The organism is Stutzerimonas stutzeri (assembly GCF_002890915.1).
GTDB classification, from domain to species: domain Bacteria; phylum Pseudomonadota; class Gammaproteobacteria; order Pseudomonadales; family Pseudomonadaceae; genus Stutzerimonas; species Stutzerimonas stutzeri_AF.
Map to the genome: position 1 here is coordinate 177,957 of NZ_POUT01000001.1, position 15,710 is coordinate 193,666.

General features: G+C 67.4%; 15 protein-coding genes. 8 read left to right on the forward strand and 7 right to left on the reverse strand.

Annotated features, from left to right (window positions below):
• The first annotated feature begins 9 nt into the window (after nt 1-9).
• The 5 genes from spoT (at nt 10) to CXK94_RS00845 (ending at nt 6,008) form a co-directional block, all read left to right on the forward strand.
• On the forward strand, nt 10-2,118 hold the full coding sequence (gene spoT, locus CXK94_RS00825; protein ID WP_102892911.1) for a bifunctional GTP diphosphokinase/guanosine-3',5'-bis pyrophosphate 3'-pyrophosphohydrolase: 2,109 nt from the start codon (nt 10-12) through the stop codon (nt 2,116-2,118).
• Between the two features lie 193 nt (nt 2,119-2,311).
• Nucleotides 2,312-4,231, forward strand: coding sequence for a PAAR domain-containing protein (locus CXK94_RS00830; RefSeq protein ID WP_102892912.1), 1,920 nt, complete (start codon nt 2,312-2,314; stop codon nt 4,229-4,231).
• Entirely contained in the window at nt 4,228-4,860 is a 633-nt protein-coding gene (locus CXK94_RS00835; RefSeq protein ID WP_102892913.1) for a DUF2931 family protein, read from the forward strand. Before CXK94_RS00830 ends, CXK94_RS00835 begins: the two co-directional genes overlap by 4 nt.
• The gene (locus CXK94_RS00840) at nt 4,854-5,501 is read left to right on the forward strand and encodes a DUF2931 family protein (RefSeq protein ID WP_258005835.1); all 648 of its coding nucleotides are present in this window, start codon (nt 4,854-4,856) and stop codon (nt 5,499-5,501) included. Before CXK94_RS00835 ends, CXK94_RS00840 begins: the two co-directional genes overlap by 7 nt.
• A 126-nt stretch (nt 5,502-5,627) precedes the next feature.
• Nucleotides 5,628-6,008, forward strand: a complete 381-nt coding sequence (locus CXK94_RS00845; protein WP_037040962.1) for a RidA family protein — start codon at nt 5,628-5,630, stop codon at nt 6,006-6,008.
• A gap of 48 nt (nt 6,009-6,056) precedes the next feature.
• On the opposite strand, the gene CXK94_RS00850 is transcribed toward CXK94_RS00845, so the two are convergent.
• Nucleotides 6,057-6,623 carry an OmpA family protein gene (locus tag CXK94_RS00850; RefSeq protein WP_102892914.1) on the reverse strand — a complete coding sequence of 189 codons (567 nt, stop codon included), beginning with the start codon at nt 6,621-6,623 and terminating at the stop codon, nt 6,057-6,059.
• A gap of 14 nt (nt 6,624-6,637) precedes the next feature.
• Nucleotides 6,638-7,099, reverse strand: coding sequence for a FecR domain-containing protein (locus CXK94_RS00855; RefSeq protein WP_037040956.1), 462 nt, complete (start codon nt 7,097-7,099; stop codon nt 6,638-6,640).
• Nucleotides 7,100-7,496: 397 nt separating this feature from the next.
• Between CXK94_RS00855 and CXK94_RS00860 the strand changes: the two genes are divergently transcribed.
• Nucleotides 7,497-9,473 (forward strand): AAA family ATPase, encoded by a 1,977-nt coding sequence (locus CXK94_RS00860; protein WP_102892915.1) that lies wholly within the window; start codon nt 7,497-7,499, stop codon nt 9,471-9,473.
• Nucleotides 9,474-9,549: 76 nt separating this feature from the next.
• Complete coding sequence (locus tag CXK94_RS00865) at nt 9,550-10,314, forward strand: ZIP family metal transporter (RefSeq protein ID WP_102892916.1); 765 nt, start codon at nt 9,550-9,552, stop codon at nt 10,312-10,314.
• A gap of 19 nt (nt 10,315-10,333) precedes the next feature.
• On the opposite strand, the gene CXK94_RS00870 is transcribed toward CXK94_RS00865, so the two are convergent.
• Genes CXK94_RS00870 through CXK94_RS00885 form a run of 4 tightly spaced genes read right to left on the reverse strand, consistent with a single transcriptional unit; the run spans nt 10,334 to nt 13,333 of the window.
• Nucleotides 10,334-10,951 carry a TPM domain-containing protein gene (locus CXK94_RS00870; RefSeq protein WP_102892917.1) on the reverse strand — a complete coding sequence of 206 codons (618 nt, stop codon included), beginning with the start codon at nt 10,949-10,951 and terminating at the stop codon, nt 10,334-10,336.
• Between the two features lie 18 nt (nt 10,952-10,969).
• Complete coding sequence (locus CXK94_RS00875) at nt 10,970-11,719, reverse strand: TPM domain-containing protein (protein WP_102892918.1); 750 nt, start codon at nt 11,717-11,719, stop codon at nt 10,970-10,972.
• Nucleotides 11,716-12,339 carry a LemA family protein gene (locus tag CXK94_RS00880; RefSeq protein ID WP_180984372.1) on the reverse strand — a complete coding sequence of 208 codons (624 nt, stop codon included), beginning with the start codon at nt 12,337-12,339 and terminating at the stop codon, nt 11,716-11,718. The genes CXK94_RS00875 and CXK94_RS00880 overlap by 4 nt, the downstream gene beginning before the upstream one ends.
• A gap of 46 nt (nt 12,340-12,385) precedes the next feature.
• Nucleotides 12,386-13,333, reverse strand: coding sequence for a LysR family transcriptional regulator (locus CXK94_RS00885; protein WP_102892919.1), 948 nt, complete (start codon nt 13,331-13,333; stop codon nt 12,386-12,388).
• A gap of 100 nt (nt 13,334-13,433) precedes the next feature.
• Here CXK94_RS00885 and CXK94_RS00890 point away from each other — a divergent pair, with 100 nt between their 5' ends.
• A complete protein-coding gene (locus CXK94_RS00890) occupies nt 13,434-14,447 on the forward strand; it encodes a zinc-binding alcohol dehydrogenase family protein (protein ID WP_037043071.1) in 1,014 nt (337 codons plus the stop codon).
• Between the two features lie 17 nt (nt 14,448-14,464).
• Here the strand turns inward: CXK94_RS00890 and CXK94_RS00895 are convergent, their stop codons facing one another.
• On the reverse strand, nt 14,465-15,688 hold the full coding sequence (locus CXK94_RS00895) for a CaiB/BaiF CoA transferase family protein (protein WP_102892920.1): 1,224 nt from the start codon (nt 15,686-15,688) through the stop codon (nt 14,465-14,467).
• Nucleotides 15,689-15,710: the final 22 nt, after the last annotated feature.

The window sequence follows — 15,710 nt, forward strand, 5'->3', positions numbered from 1 at the left end:
AGCGCTACCTTGCCAGCCATAGACGCTCTTGCGGATCGCCTGTCGACCTACCTCGGCCCCGACCAGGTCAACCTGGTCCGCCGTGCCTATTTCTACGCCGAGCAGGCCCATGACGGCCAGCGCCGGCGCAGCGGCGAAGCCTACGTCACCCACCCCCTGGCAGTCGCCAACATCCTCGCCGACATGCACATGGACCATCAGAGCCTGATGGCCGCGATGCTGCATGACGTCATCGAGGACACCGGCATTCCCAAGGACGCACTGATCGCGCAGTTCGGCGAAACCGTTGCCGAGCTGGTCGACGGGGTCAGCAAGCTGACCCAGATGAACTTCGAGACCAAGGCCGAGGCCCAGGCCGAGAACTTCCAGAAGATGGCCATGGCCATGGCCCGCGATATCCGCGTGATCCTGGTCAAGCTCGCCGACCGCCTGCACAACATGCGCACCCTGGAAGTACTGGCCGGCGAGAAGCGCCGGCGTATCGCCAAGGAAACCCTGGAAATCTACGCGCCCATCGCCAACCGCCTGGGCATGCACTCGATGCGCGTGGAATTCGAGGACCTGGGCTTCAAGGCGATGTATCCGATGCGCTCCGAGCGCATCCGCGCCGCGGTGCGGCGTGCGCGCGGCAACCGCAACGAGATCGTCGAGAAGATCGAGCAGTCGCTGATCCACTGCCTCGAGCGCGAAGGCCTCGAAGGCGAGGTGATGGGCCGCGAGAAACACCTGTACAGCATCTACAAGAAGATGCGCGGCAAGCGCAAGGCGTTCAACGAGATCATGGACGTCTATGCCTTCCGCATCGTGGTGGACAAGGCCGACACCTGCTATCGCGTGCTCGGCGCCGTGCACAGCCTGTACAAGCCGCTGCCGGGCCGCTTCAAGGACTACATCGCGATTCCCAAGGCCAACGGCTACCAGTCGCTGCACACCACGCTGTTCGGCATGCACGGCGTGCCCATCGAAATCCAGATCCGCACCCGCGAAATGGAAGAGATGGCCAACAACGGTATCGCCGCGCACTGGCTGTACAAGTCCGAAGAAGACGAGGTGCCCAAGGGCACCCACGCTCGCGCACGCCAGTGGGTCAAGGGCGTGCTGGAACTGCAGCAACGCGCCGGCAATTCGCTGGAATTCATCGAGAGCGTCAAGATCGACCTGTTCCCCGACGAGGTCTACGTCTTCACTCCCAAGGGCCGCATCATGGAGATGCCCAAGGGCTCGACCGCCGTCGATTTCGCCTACGCGGTGCACACCGACGTCGGCAATACCTGCATCGCCTGTCGCGTCAACCGCCGCCTGGCGCCGCTGTCGCAGCCGCTGGAAAGCGGCTCGACGGTGGAGATCGTCACCGCGCCGGGCGCCCGGCCGAACCCGGCCTGGCTCAACTTCGTCGTCACCGGCAAGGCACGCACGCACATCCGCCACGCGCTCAAGCTGCAGCGCCGCTCGGAGTCGATCAACCTCGGCGAGCGCCTGCTGAGCAAGGCGCTCAGCGGCTTCGAGACCAGCCTCGAGAAGATCGACCCCGAACGTATCCGCCAGGTCCTCACCGAATACCACATGGAATACGTCGAGGACCTGCTGGAGGACATCGGCCTGGGCAACCGCATGGCCTACGTCATCGCCCGCCGCCTGGTCTCGCGTGATGGCGAGCAGGCGCCGGCGCTCGAAGGCCCGCTGGCGATCCGCGGCACCGAGGGGCTGGTGCTCAACTACGCCAAGTGCTGCACGCCGATTCCCGGCGACCCGATCGTCGGCCATCTGTCCGCCGGCAAGGGCATGGTGGTGCACCTGGAAAGCTGCCGGAACATCAGCGAGATCCGCCACAACCCGGACAAGTGCATCCAGCTGTCCTGGTCCAAGGATGTCACCGGCGAGTTCAACGTCGAACTGCGCGTCGAGCTGGAACACCAGCGCGGCCTGATCGCCCTGCTCGCCGGCAGCGTCAACGCCGCCGACGGCAACATCGAGAAGATCGGCATGGACGAGCGCGACGGGCGCATCAGCGTAGTCCAGCTGGTGGTCAGCGTGCACGACCGCGTGCATCTGGCGCGGGTGATCAAGAAGCTGCGGGCGATCAAGGGCGTGACGCGGATCACCCGGGTCAAGGCGTAACCGCGGCTGCAACCTGCAAGAAAAGCCCCGCCGGTGAAGACCGTGCGGGGCTTTTTTACACTCCGCTATCGTGCAAGTTCTGGCGCAACCGGCGCCCAGCCGCGAACCAGCCCATAAAAAACCAAACGCCATTTGCACTCACCACTGCCCATGCGGCAAGGTACCGGCTCGCATACCGATAGGGAGATTGGTCATGTCCGGCAAACCCGCCGCCCGCCTGGGCGACCCCACCGCCTGCCCCAAGACCGGGCATGGGACCAACCCCATCGCCAGCGGCTCGCCCGATGTCTTCTTCGACGGCCTGCCCGCCGCCCGCGCGGGCGACACCACCGGCTGCGGCAGCGCCCTTTCGGGCAACCTCATCCCCAACGTGCTGATCAATGGAAAACCAGCCGCCACCCTGGGCAGCCTCGGCGACCACGGCAGCGTGGTGATCGGCGGCTCGGGCACCGTCATCATCGGCACCTCGCACACCCCGGCGCCCTTCGTGCCGCCCGAGCCGCTGAATGTCGCCAGCGCCGCGGGTGCCATGCCGGCCAGCCCCGCCTTGCCCCAACGGCCGGCCACCCCCATGGCCCGCGCCTGGCGGGAGGAACCCGGCGACCTCGCCACGCTGGGGCTGGAAGAAGAGGACGAAGAGGAAGAACTGGACGAGCAGCCGCAGCAGCAGGTGCGCCAGGCCGTCACCCTGCGCATCGGCGTGTTCTTCGACGGCACCGGCAACAATGCCACCAACAGCGCCATCGGCGCCCAGTGCCGCGCACCGGCACTCGGCCTCGGCGAGCAGGAAGCACTGGCCATGGTCCAGCGCTGCGAAGCCCATCATCTCGCCCCGGACAGCAGCTATGCCAACGATGTAAGCAATATCTGGCGGTTGTATGACCTTTACCGGGATGATTCAGGCCAGGCATTAACCCCGGACAAGAAGAACGCCAATCTACGTGTTTACGTCACCGGTATCGGTACAACCACCGGCCAGCCGGACACCCGCTTTCCTGGCCAGGCCTTCGGTCGCGGCGCGACGGGCTTGCTGGCCAAGATCGACGAAGGCCTGGCCTTGCTGGAAAAAGCGCTGGTTAGCTTCAAGGACGAAAACCCCGAAAGCGCACTGGCCCGGCTGGAACTGGATATCTTCGGCTTCAGCCGCGGCGCGGCGGCGGCCCGGCATTTCGCCAACCAGATGCTCCTGCGCGAACAGGGACCATTGGGCAAGTTGCACCGTAGGCGCAGGCTCGGCCTGGCACCCGGCTTCGACTGGCGGGACGCCGTCGTCATCAACTTCATCGGCCTGTTCGATACCGTGGCCGCCCTCGGCGGCTGGGACGACTGGGGCGATCCCAGCGATGACGTCAACGGCGGTATCGACCTCCATCTGGCGCCCGAGGCGGCCCGCCGGGTGGTGCATCTGGTCGCCCGCGACGAATACCGGCGCAATTTCGCCCTCAACCAGGTTGCCCCGCCGCACCGGGAAATCGTCCTGCCCGGCGCCCATTCGGACCTGGGCGGCGGCTATCCGCCGCTGGACAGCGAGCGGCTCTACCCGATACGCCCGCGCAGTAACTGGGTCAGCCGGGCGACCAGCCCATTCAGCACCCTGGCCTACCAGCAGGCGCAACGCGACACCGAATATGCCCGCCAGGCCGACCTGCTCGATCCGCATGACCGTACCGCGCGGCTGGAAACGGACGTCTGGGAACACTTCACACCCTTCAGCGGCGGGCGTAGTGACCAGATGAAATACGTACTGGCGGCCCCCTATCTGGAGCGCCGGGTCTATGGGCACCTTTCGCGGGTGTATCTGCGGGTCATGCATGCGCTGGCGGTGGAGGCAGGCGTTCCCTTCAATCGCATCCAGGAAAAAGACCCGGCTCTAGCGCTTCCGGAAGAGCTCATGCCCATCAGCGACAAGCTGCTGGCCTGGGCCAGAAGCGGCAGCGGTGCGCTGGATATGGAAGAGGAACGCCTGCTGAGCCAGCGCTACGTCCACCTGTCGGCCAACTGGAATGCCGCCGCCGGACGCGGCGGCAGCCTGCTCGATGTGGTCTTCGTCAATGCCCCGGCCGAGCGCGGACGGATACGCCATGCCGACAGGCCGCGGGAGAAAAAGCGATGAGAGCACCGCTGCTTGTCCTGTTCCTCCTGCTGCTCGGCGGTTGCGCCGAGAGAAACCCCGGCAGCCTGCCTTACAAATACTGGCGCCTGGGCTTCCTGGCCCCGGACTATATGGAAGCCTGGGTGGAAACCGCCGATGTGGAAGATATCCGCGGACATAGGTTCTTCCATGTGGGCAGCGGCATAGTTGCCGTTCGTACCCCTGCTGAAGGCCAAGGAAATGCGGCCGGATGGGGCGAACGCTTCGGCTGGGGCGCAGGCCGCCACGTCAACGGCGCCGACCTGCCCCGGCGCATCTACGTGCGCTGGCAATCCCTCGCCGAGCCCCAGACCTACCGGGTCATCCTCGATATCCCCGAACGCGCGCGACAGTTGATGAGCGAGCGGCTCGACCCGCCCTGCCCCGCCAGCGAATACCGTGAAGCCCTCGCCTTGGGTCTCGCCCCTGGCGGCGTGGTCAGGGGCTGGGTCATGAGCACCTGCGGCGGGCCCATCGAAGTCCTGCGCGCCCAAGCGGAAATCGAGCCCAAGGGGCCTTATGGCGGGCAATCCGATGGCGAGTATTACTTCCTCTCGGAAACCTCCAGAGCCTATATCGAACAGCACGGTATTCCCTACGGATCATGGTGATCATGACCGCACGCAACCTATCGCTCATCCTGGCCTCACTGCTGCTCGGCGGCTGCGCCGAGAGAAACCCCGGCAGCCTGCCTTACAAATACTGGCGCCTAGGCTTCCTGGCCCCGGACTATATGGAAGCCTGGGTGGAAACCGCCGATGTGGAAGATATCCGCGGACATAGGTTCTTCCATGTGGGCAGCGGCATAGTTGCCGTTCGTACCCCTGCTGAAGGCCAAGGAAATGCGGCCGGATGGGGCGAACGCTTCGGCTGGGGCGCAGGCCGCCACGCCAACGGCGCCGACCTGCCCCGGCGCATCTACGTGCGCTGGCAATCCCTCGCCGAGCCCCAGACCTACCGGGTCATCCTCGATATCCCCGAACGCGCGCGACAGTTGATGAGCGAGCGGCTCGACCCGCCCTGCCCCGCCAGCGAATACCGTGAAGCCCTCGCCTTGGGCCTCGCCCCTGGCGGCGTGATCAGGGGCTGGGTCATGAGCACTTGCGGCGGGCCCATCGAAGTCCTGCGCGCCCAGGCGGAAATCGAGCCCAAGGGACCGTATGAAGGAACCTCCCAGGGAGGACACCGGCCCCTCTCGGAAACCTCCAGAGCCTATATCGAACAGCACGGCATTCCCTACGGCTCTTGGTGAGCAGGCAGTTGCAAGCCGCAGCCGCTGCTTCCGTGCAAGACCGGGTTAGAATCCTTCCCTCGGCTTTTCGCTCTTCACTTGAAGCTTGCCACTCGAGGCTTGCCGCTATCCCAGAAGGAGATTCCCATGTCCCGCACCGTGATCAACACCGACAAGGCCCCCGCCGCCATCGGCACCTATTCCCAGGCCATCCGGGCCGGCAATACCGTCTACATGTCCGGACAGATCCCCCTGGACCCCAGGACCATGGAGCTGGTGGAAGGCTTCGAGGCGCAAGCCGTGCAGGTCTTCGAGAACCTCAAGGCGGTGGCCGAAGCGGCCGGCGGCTCGCTGAAGGACATCGTCAAGCTCAACATCTTCCTCACCGACCTGGGCAATTTCGCCACCGTCAACGAGGTGATGAGCCGCTACTTCCAGTTGCCGTTCCCGGCCCGCGCGGCCATCGGCATCGCCGCCCTGCCCAAGGGTGCGCAGGTAGAAATGGACGCGGTCATGGTGATCGACTGAGCGTCCCCGCCGCCGGCGCGGTGGGCTCGCCGCGCCGGTAACACGGCCTCAACGCACTAGGACCTCGACCCGCCGGTTGCGCGGCTCGGCGGTTGCATCCGGCGTCGCCACCAGCAGGTTGCGCTCGCCGTGGGACTCCACCCGCAGTTCCATCGCCTCCAGCCCTCTTTTCCTCAGCAGTTCGGCTACGCCTTGTGCGCGCCGCAAGCCGACCTGTTCGTTGGCTGCACGCTGGCCGAGGGTATCGGTATGGCCGATCACCGTGACCACCGGATAGTCGCGCCGGCGCGCCGCCAGCAGTATGCGCTCCAGCGTCTGCTCGGCGGCGCTGCCCAGCCCGCCAGTGGCCTCGATCGGCAGCACGAAGCGCTCCGGCAATGCCGGCTGCGCCGCCAGCGCTGCAGCGAAATCCGCCTTGCGGCGCAGCTCATTGACCGCAAATGGCCGCTCCGCGCCACCGATGGCCATTCCCTGCCCAGGCGTTTCGAGCAGGCGCTGCCCGGCCTCGCCCAGCGCCACGCCGCCCTGCCCGCCCGGATCGTCCGCCAGCGCCACGTAGGATTGCCGCGCACAGCCGCTCAGTGCCGCACTGGCCAGCAGCGCCATACCCATCATTCGCAAGAACCGTTTCACTCGATCACCTTCAGCAACACGTGGCCACCACGCACCTGGACAAGGCCTTCCGGGGTATCGATGGCAATCGCCTGCGGATCGAGGCGCGCCATGTCCCCGGGAATCAGGCTCAGCGTGCCGCGGGTGAGCGTGGCGCGCAGGTGCAGCGCATCCTGCGCCGGGGCGAAGCGATACTCCTCCAGGATCAGCTCGCTGCGCGGACCGAAGGACAACACGCTGCCGTCATTGAGGATCACCCCCAAACCGCCTTCGGCCCCGGTGCTCAGCGCCACCCCCGGCAGCACCGCCTGGCCGACCTTGGCCGCATTGGTATAGCCGCGACTGCTGACATAGGCGGCCCCCATCACCCTGGCGACATGCCCGCTGGGTTCGGGCAGATTCTCCGCCGGAGCCGGCAGCAGCCACATCGCCGGCACGACGCTCAACGCACGCAACAGATTTTTTTTCAGATAGCTCATCGGGGCTCTCGAGTCGACATGCTCAGGGCGGATTCACCGCTAATCCACACCCGCTCACTAAGGCAGCCCAAATCGCCACAAATTCCCGCCGCTTCGTTCAATGGATAGCCGAGCATGTCGACGATCGGCGGTTCCCGGCATCCCGGGTCATTCGTCGCAAACCCGCCGGCCGTTCGTCGCACGACCATTCACAGGGGCCCGCTTGCCGTATCCTCGCCGCTGTCGGCAGTTCAATATCCGACCAGCGGTCTGGCCCATAACGCCCTCCAAATATCGCCAGCGACCGCACTCCGCCTTGGTGCGCATGCGGGCCATTTCACGCCCGTAGCCGAAAACTGTGGTCCGCCTGCGAGGCGGTTGTTTTGTCGATGCGTCGGATCTCCCGATTGGATGTGAAATGAAGAAACCACGTCTGCTTCAAGGTCGCCGCGGCCTTGCGCTGTCCATTTTCGCGCTGTTGCTGCTCACGGCCCTGGCCGGCTGGCAGTTGAACCCCAGTACTCCGGACGCCCCCCCTGCCGCCGGCTCGGCGGCGGCGATGCTCGCCCAGTTGCAGACCTCCCGAGAGTCCTGGGAAGCCGACCGCGGCGATCTCTCCCGGCTGATGGGCGACCTGCGCGACGGCGCCATCGCCAGCGCCGCCTTGGGCGCCGATGCGGTCTACATCACCGCCGAGGGTGATCGGCGCTACTGGATACCGGACCAGTCCGGGCGCGTCGCCGCGCTGCTGCTCGAACGCTACGCCGACGGCCGCGGCGAGCTGTTCCCCTTGACGCTGTTCCAGACCGATGCCGAAAAACCCTTCTACAAGGCACTGCTGCCCTACTCGCCGATCGCCCTGCTGTTGCTCGCCGCGGCGCTCTACTTCGGCCTGAAGACCCGCCATTTCCAGGTGCAGCGCAAAGGCAGCGGCATCACCTTCGCCGATGTCATCGGCGCCGCCGAGGCCAAGCAGGCGCTGCACGACGTTACCGCCTACCTGCGCGATCCCGCCGCCTATGCCCGGCTCGGCGCCCGCCCGCCCAAGGGCGTGCTGCTGACCGGCGAACCCGGCACCGGCAAGACCCAGCTGGCCAAGGCGCTGGCCAGTGAATCCAACGCCAGCTTCATCCAGGTCACCGGCAGCGATTTCTCCTCGATGTACTTCGGCGTCGGCATCCAGAAGGTCAAGTCGCTGTTCCACACCGCGCGCAAGCAGGCGCCGTGCATCATCTTCATCGACGAGATCGACGGCATCGGCAAGCGCGCCGAGCAGCAGCGCTCCAGCGATGCCGAGAGCAACCGCATCATCAACCAGTTTCTCGCCGAGATGGACGGCTTCGACCCGGCCAGCGGCGTGCTGGTACTGGGCGCGACCAACTTCCCCAACTCGCTCGACCCGGCGCTGGTGCGCGAGGGCCGTTTCGACCGCTCGATCGCCGTCGGCCTGCCGGGCCTGGAGGATCGCGAGGCGCTGTTCCGCCTGTATGCCGGCAAGATCAACGCGGCGCCGGCACTGGATTTCGCCCAGCTGGCGCGCAACACCGTCGGCCTGACGCCAGCGGCCATCGCCTACATCGTCAACCACGCCGCCCTGCTGGCTGCCCGCACCGGCGCCAGGCAGGTCGACATGGCGCGTTTCGTCGATGCCGTCGAGACCTGCCGCATCGGCGAGCAACCCTCCGGCGTGACGCCGATGTCGCCGACCGACCGCAAGCGCATCGCCGTGCACGAGGCCGGCCATGCGCTGGTCGCCGCCGCGCTCAATGTCGGTCGGGTCGAAAAGGTCACCATCCTGCCGCGCGGCCAGGCGCTGGGCGTGACGCTGGTGACGCCGGTCGAGGACAAGCGGCTGCACATGTATTCCGAGCTGCGCAATCGCATCCAGATGCTGCTGGCCGGGCGCGGGGCCGAACAGCTGTACTTCCACGAGGTCTCGTCCGGTGCCGGGCAGGACTTGCAGGAAGCCTCGAAGATCGCGCTGTCCATGGTCGGCGCGCTGGGCATGGGCCCCCGCGGCTCGCTGCTGAGCCTGCAGGCCGTGCGCGAGGCCCATCTGGACAGCGATCCGCGCGAGGCCCTGGAAGCCGCTGACGAGCTCCTGCAGCAACTCAACCAGGATTGCCTCGCGCTGCTGCAGCGGCTCAAGCCGGCGCTCGATCACATCGCCGCGCAGCTGCTCGAATGCGAGACGGTGCCCGGCGAGGAAGTCCTGGCCGCCATCGCCCGGCTTCCGGCCGACCGTGCTCATGGCGTCTCGCCGCTGCACGGCGCGGGCGCGGGCCTGGAGCGGGTCGCCGCCTCGGCCTTCGACGACAGCACCGGCGCGCTGTTCGACATGGTCGCCGGTGAGCACGAGACACCGGCGGAACCGGAAGGCCCTGGAATGGCCTGAGGCCTGCGCGCACGGCGCATGTCGCTGCGGCTCCCTTGCCGATATGCTGGGCGCCTATCGCTGACGGAGCCGGAGTATGGATTCCATTCCCTTGTGGTTGCAGGCCGGCTTCTGGGGCCTGCTGGCTGGCTCGGCGCTGCTGCTGGGCGCGGCCGCGGGCTACTGGTTGCCGATCCCCCGGCGGCTGATCGCCGCCATCATGGCCTTCGGCGCCGGCGCACTGATCTCCTCGCTGGCGTTCGAACTGATGGACGAGGCCCTGCGGATCGGCGGGCTGGGTGCCAGCGCGATCGGCTTCATGGGCGGTGCCGCCCTCTACACCGCGGCCAACCGGCTGCTCGCCACGGCCGGCGCCAAGCACCGCAAGCGTTCGGGCGACCTGCAGCCCTCGGAGCGGGACGACAGCGGCAGTGGCCTGGCGATTGCCGTGGGCGCACTGCTCGACGGCATCCCGGAGTCCATCGTCATCGGCCTCGGCCTGATACACGGCGGCGGCGTGGGCCTGGCGGCGGTGGTCGCGGTGTTCCTCTCCAACCTTCCCGAAGGGTTGTCGAGCGCCGCCGGCATGAGGCGGGCCGGGCGCTCGGCGCGCTACATCTTCGGGGTCTGGGGCGGCATCACCCTGGCCTCGGGGATTGCCGCCCTGGTCGGCTACGGTGCCTTCCAGGATCTCGACGGCGAAGCGATCGCCGCCACCACCGCGGTCGCCGCCGGCGCGATCCTCGCCATGCTGGCCGATACCATGATCCCCGAGGCGTTCGCCGATACCCAGGACTACGCGGGGCTGATCACCGCCCTGGGCTTTCTCACCGCCCTGGCATTTTCCGCCGGCATGCCCTGAACCTAGCGGCGCAGCAGGCTCAAGGCAGCAGCACCAGGCGGTTGGGCAGCTCGTTGCGTGCGTGGGTCTTCGGCACGTGCTGCGCCAGCAACGCGCCGCTGGCCTCGATGCAACCGAGGAAGCCTTCGAGCACCTGGCCCTGTCTCACGCGTTCGGTGAAGGTCGCGACGATCGATTCCCAGGCGGCGTTGTCGATACGGCCGGCGACGCCGCGATCGACGAGGATTTCCACGTAGCGCTCGGCCTCGGCGACGAAGATCAGCACGCCGGTGTCGGCATCGGTGTGGTGCAGGCCCAGTTCGATGAACTGCCGGCGGGCCAGGTTGCCGGCCCGCCAGCGGCGCACCGCGCGCGGGATCAGCCGGCTGGTCAGCGCCGGGCTGCGAAATACCCAGGCCAGCACGACGAAAGTCGCCCATTGCACCAGCAGCAGCTGCCAGGCGCCCAGCCAGCCGCTGAAGAACAGCGCGGCGCCGGGCACCAGCAGCGCGATCAGGCTGGCCCAGAGCAGCGGGATATAGCGATAGTCGTCGGCCTGGGCGGCGAGCACGGTCACCACCTCGGCGTCGGTGCCACGCTCGATCCGCTCGATCGCCGCGGCCACCTGTTGCAGTTCGCTTTCGCTCAGTAAGGTCATTGCGCATCCATCGTCGAATTACCAGCCGCCCGAGGCGCCACCGCCGCCGAAGCCGCCTCCACCGCCGCCGAAACCACCACCACCGAAGCCGCCACCGCCAAAACCGCCACCGCGGCCCATGCCGCCGAGCAGGGCCCCGAGCAGCAGGGCACGACGGCCGCCGCCACGACCACCACCGCCGCCGATGAGGAAGATCGCCACCAGCATCAGGAAAAAGCCCAGTATTCCCAGCCCGCCGGGTTGCTGCTGACCCACCGGCATGACCGGGCGCAGCTCCGGTGGCAGCGGGTCGCCGCCAAGCACGGTGATCATCGCTGACGCCCCCTCGCTGATGCCGGCGGCGAAATCGCCGCGCTGGAACGCCGGGACGATGATGCGGTTGATGATCACCGAGGATTGCGCATCGGTCAGCCGATCCTCCAGCCCGTAGCCGACTTCGATGCGGACCTTGCGGTCGTCACGGGCGACGATCAGCAGCGCACCGTTGTCCTCGCCCGCCTGACCGATGCCCCAGGCACGCCCCAACGTCACACCGAACGCCTCGATGCTGCGCCCCTGCAGGTCCGGCACGGTGACCACCACCACCTGCTCACCCGTCGCCTGCTCGTGGGCGGCGAACAACCGGGTCAGGCGCGCCTCGGTCTGCGCGTCGAGCAATTCGGCCCGATCCACCACCCGGCCGCTCAGCGCCGGCAGCGCGGCTTCCTGGGCGACGGTACCGCCGGCGCACAACAGCAGGCCGAGTGCCAGCGCGAGTGCATGGATCATCGGAACTGGACTTGCGGCGCCTGCTCGGCGTTCTCGGCGGTGGCCTCGAAGTTCTCGCGGATCGGCATGTCGCTGTACATCAGCATGTGCCAGATGCGCCCGGGGAAGGTGCGGATCTCGGTGTTGTAGCGCTCCACCGCGGCGATGAAATCGCGCCGGGCCACGGCGATGCGGTTCTCGGTGCCTTCGAGCTGCGACTGCAGGGCGAGGAAGTTCTGGTTCGATTTCAGGTCCGGATAGCGCTCGGACACCGCCATCAGCCGGCTCAGGGCGCCGGTCAGCTGGTTCTGCGCCTCCTGGAAGCGCTGCAGTTGCTGCGGATCGTCCAGGGTGCTGGCATCGACCTGGATCGAGGTGGCCTTGGCCCGCGCCTCGACCACGGCGGTAAGGGTTTCCTGCTCCTGGCGGGCGAAGCCCTTGACCGTTTCGACCAGGTTGGGGATCAGGTCGGCGCGCCGCTGGTACTGGTTCTCCACCTGCGACCAGGCGGCCTTGACCTGCTCGTCGTAGGTCGGAATGTTGTTGATGCCGCAGCCGGCCAGCAGCCAGGACATGAGAACGACAACCGTCAATTGCCAGGTGTATCGAAAACGCTGCGTTTGCATGATGCGCTTGTCCATTCTGTTAGCCAGTACGCAGATAAGAATAGCCAAGCGCCACAAGAGTTCAGGCCAACGATGAAACTCCCTTCGCCGCGGGCTGCGCCCACGGTGCCTGCGCCAACAGGGCCGCACAACGCGCCTGCAGATGCTCGTGGAGCAGCCGTACCGGCTTGCTCAGCTGGGCCCGATGAGCGCAGAGCAGGCTGAGCGGCGCCGCTTCGCCGAGGCACTCCGGCAACAGCACCCGCAGGCGACCGGCCGTCACGTCATCGGCGATGTCCAGCCACGACTTGTAGGCCAACCCGGCGCCGGCCAGGGCCCAGCGGCGCACCACGTCGGCATCGTCGCTGACCCGGTCGCCCACGACCTGCACGGTGCGCCCCCGGCGGCCCTCCTGAAAGCACCAGCGGTCGTGCACCCGCCCGGCGAGCATGAAGCGCAGGCAGTTGTGCCCGGCCAGTTCGTCCAGCCGCTGCGGCGCGCCGTGGCGCTGCAGGTAGGCCGGCGAAGCGCACAGCACCCGGCGATTGCCCGCCGCCACCGGCAGCGCCACCAGGCTCGAATCCTGCGGCTCGCCGTAACGCAGGACCAGGTCCACCGGCTGCCGGAACAGGTCGGTCAACCCGTCGCCCAGCAGCAGGCGCAGCTGCAACTGCGGATGGCGCGCCTGGAATTCGTCGAGCCAGGGCAGCAGGACGTTGCGACCGAAGTCCGAGGGCGCCGACAGCTGCAGCACGCCGCTGATCGCCTCGCGGCCGCCAGCGAGTGCCTGGGCGCCCTCGTGCAGGCTGGCCAGCGCCGCCCGGGCATGCAGCAGATACGCCTCGCCCTCGGCGGTCAGGCGCAGGCTGCGGGTGGAGCGCGCGAACAGTCGCGCGCCCAGGCTCGCCTCCAGGCGCTTCAAGGCCGCGCTGGCCACCGCCGGCGACACGTCGAGCCCGCGCGCGGCCGCGGAAAGGCTACCGCTGTCGGCGGTGCGGACGAACAGCTGGAGGTCGTCGATACGCAGCATTGTCAAAATTCCGTTGAAAGAGCCTCGCTTATCACCCCGTTTTTCCGCCGAGTCAAATAGCTGAGCATGCCCGCCTACCGAACCCATACGGAGCAACAGCATGAAAGCGGTCGCCTACTTCGAATCCCTCGCCATCGACGATCCCCGCGCGCTGCAGGATGTGGAACTGCCCGAGCCGGTACCCGGTCCGCGGGACCTGCTGGTGGAGGTGCGCGCCATTTCGGTCAACCCGGTGGATACCAAGGTACGCCGCAACACACAGCCCGAGGGCGGTCAGCCGAAGGTGCTGGGCTGGGACGTGGCCGGCGTGGTGGTCGGGGTGGGCAGCGAAGTCAGCCTGTTCAAGGTCGGCGACGAGGTGTTCTACGCCGGCTCCATCGCCCGCGCCGGCGGCAACAGCGAACGTCATCTGGTGGACGAGCGCATCGTCGGACGCAAGCCGCGGAGCCTGAGCTTCGCCGAGGCCGCCGCACTGCCGCTGACCGCCATCACCGCCTGGGAGCTGCTGTTCGAACGCCTGCAACTGGTGGAAGGCCAGGGCGCCGGGCAGCAGCTGCTGATCGTCGGTGCCGCCGGCGGGGTCGGTTCGATCATGCTGCAGCTGGCCCGCCAGCTCACCGAGGTCAGCGTGATCGCCACCGCCTCGCGCCCGGAAACCCAGGCCTGGGCCCGCGAACTCGGCGCCCAGCATGTCATCGACCATAGCCAGCCGCTGCACGCCGAGCTGCAGCGCGCCGGTTTCGCCAGCGTCAGCCATGTCGCCAGCCTGACCCAGACCGATCAGCATTTCGACCAGCTGGTCGAGGCACTGACGCCCCAAGGCCGCCTGGCGCTGATCGACGATCCGGCCCAGCCGCTGGACGTGATGAAGCTCAAGCGCAAGAGCTTGTCGCTGCACTGGGAGCTGATGTTCACCCGCTCACTGTTCGAGACGCCGGACATGATCGAGCAGCACCACCTGCTGCAGCGCGTCAGCCAGCTGGTCGATCAGGGCGTGCTGCGCACCACCCTCGGCGAGCACTTCGGCACCATCAACGCGGCCAACCTGCGCCGCGCCCATGCCCTGCTGGAAAGCGGCAAGGCCAAGGGCAAGATCGTGCTGGAAGGCTTCTGAGCTAGATAGCCTCCAGGCTAGATCACTCCGGCCACGCGCAGGCCGGCGATCTGCTCGTCGTTCATGCCCAGCAGGCGCTGCAACAGCGCCTCGCTGTGCTCGCCGAGCAGTGGTGGCGGGTTGCGGTACGCCACTGGCGAAGCGGACAGCCGCAGCGGGCTGGCCACCTGCGGCACGCGGCCGGCCAGCGGGTGCGGCATCTCGACGTTCAGCCCGCGATGCTGCACCTGCGGGTCGGCGAATACCTGGGCCAGGTCATTGATCGGCCCGCAGGGCACGCCGGCCTGCTCCAGCGCACTGACCCATTCGGCCGTGGTGCGGAACACCGTGACCTGGCGGATCAGCGGAATCAGCTCGGCGCGATGGGCAACGCGCGCGCGATTGGTGGCGAAGCGATCATCGGCCGCCCACTCGGGACGCCCGGCCACCTCGCAGAACTTGCGGAACTGACCGTCGTTGCCGACGGTGAGGATGATGTCGCCATCGGCAGTAGGAAAATCCTGATAGGGCACGATGTTCGGATGGGCATTGCCCATGCGCCTGGGCGCCACGCCGGTGGTGAGGTAATTCAGCGCCTGGTTGCCGAGGCAGGCGACCTGCACGTCGAGCAGCGCCGTGTCGATATGCTGGCCCTCGCCGCTGCGTTCGCGATGTGCCAGCGCAGCGAGCACGCCAACGGTGGCGTACAGGCCGGTGAGGATATCGGTCAGCGCCACGCCGACCTTCACCGGCCCGGCGCCCTCCTCCGCATCGCTGCGGCCGGTCAGGCTCATCAGCCCGCCGAGGCCCTGGATCATGAAGTCGTAGCCGGCGCGTGTGGCGTAAGGCCCGTCCTGGCCGAAACCGGTAATCGAGCAGAAGATCAGCCGCGGATTGATCGCCTTCAGACTTTCGTAATCCAGCCCGTAGGCGGCCAGCCCGCCGACCTTGAAGTTCTCCAGCAGCACATCGCATTGCGCCACCAGCTCGCGGATGATGCGCTGGCCCTCGGGCCGGGTGAAGTCGACGGTCAGCGACTGCTTGTTGCGGTTGGCGGTCAGGTAATAGGCCGCCTCCGAAGTGTTCTCGCCGTGCGGGTCCTTGAGATAGGGCGGGCCCCAGTGGCGGGTATCGTCGCCCGTGCCAGGGCGCTCGACCTTGATAACCTCGGCGCCGAGATCACCGAGGATCTGCCCGCACCAGGGCCCGGCGAGCACGCGCGACAGGTCGAGAACACGGATATGCGACAAGGCGCCGGGCATCGCGATTTCCTTCATGCGTAGG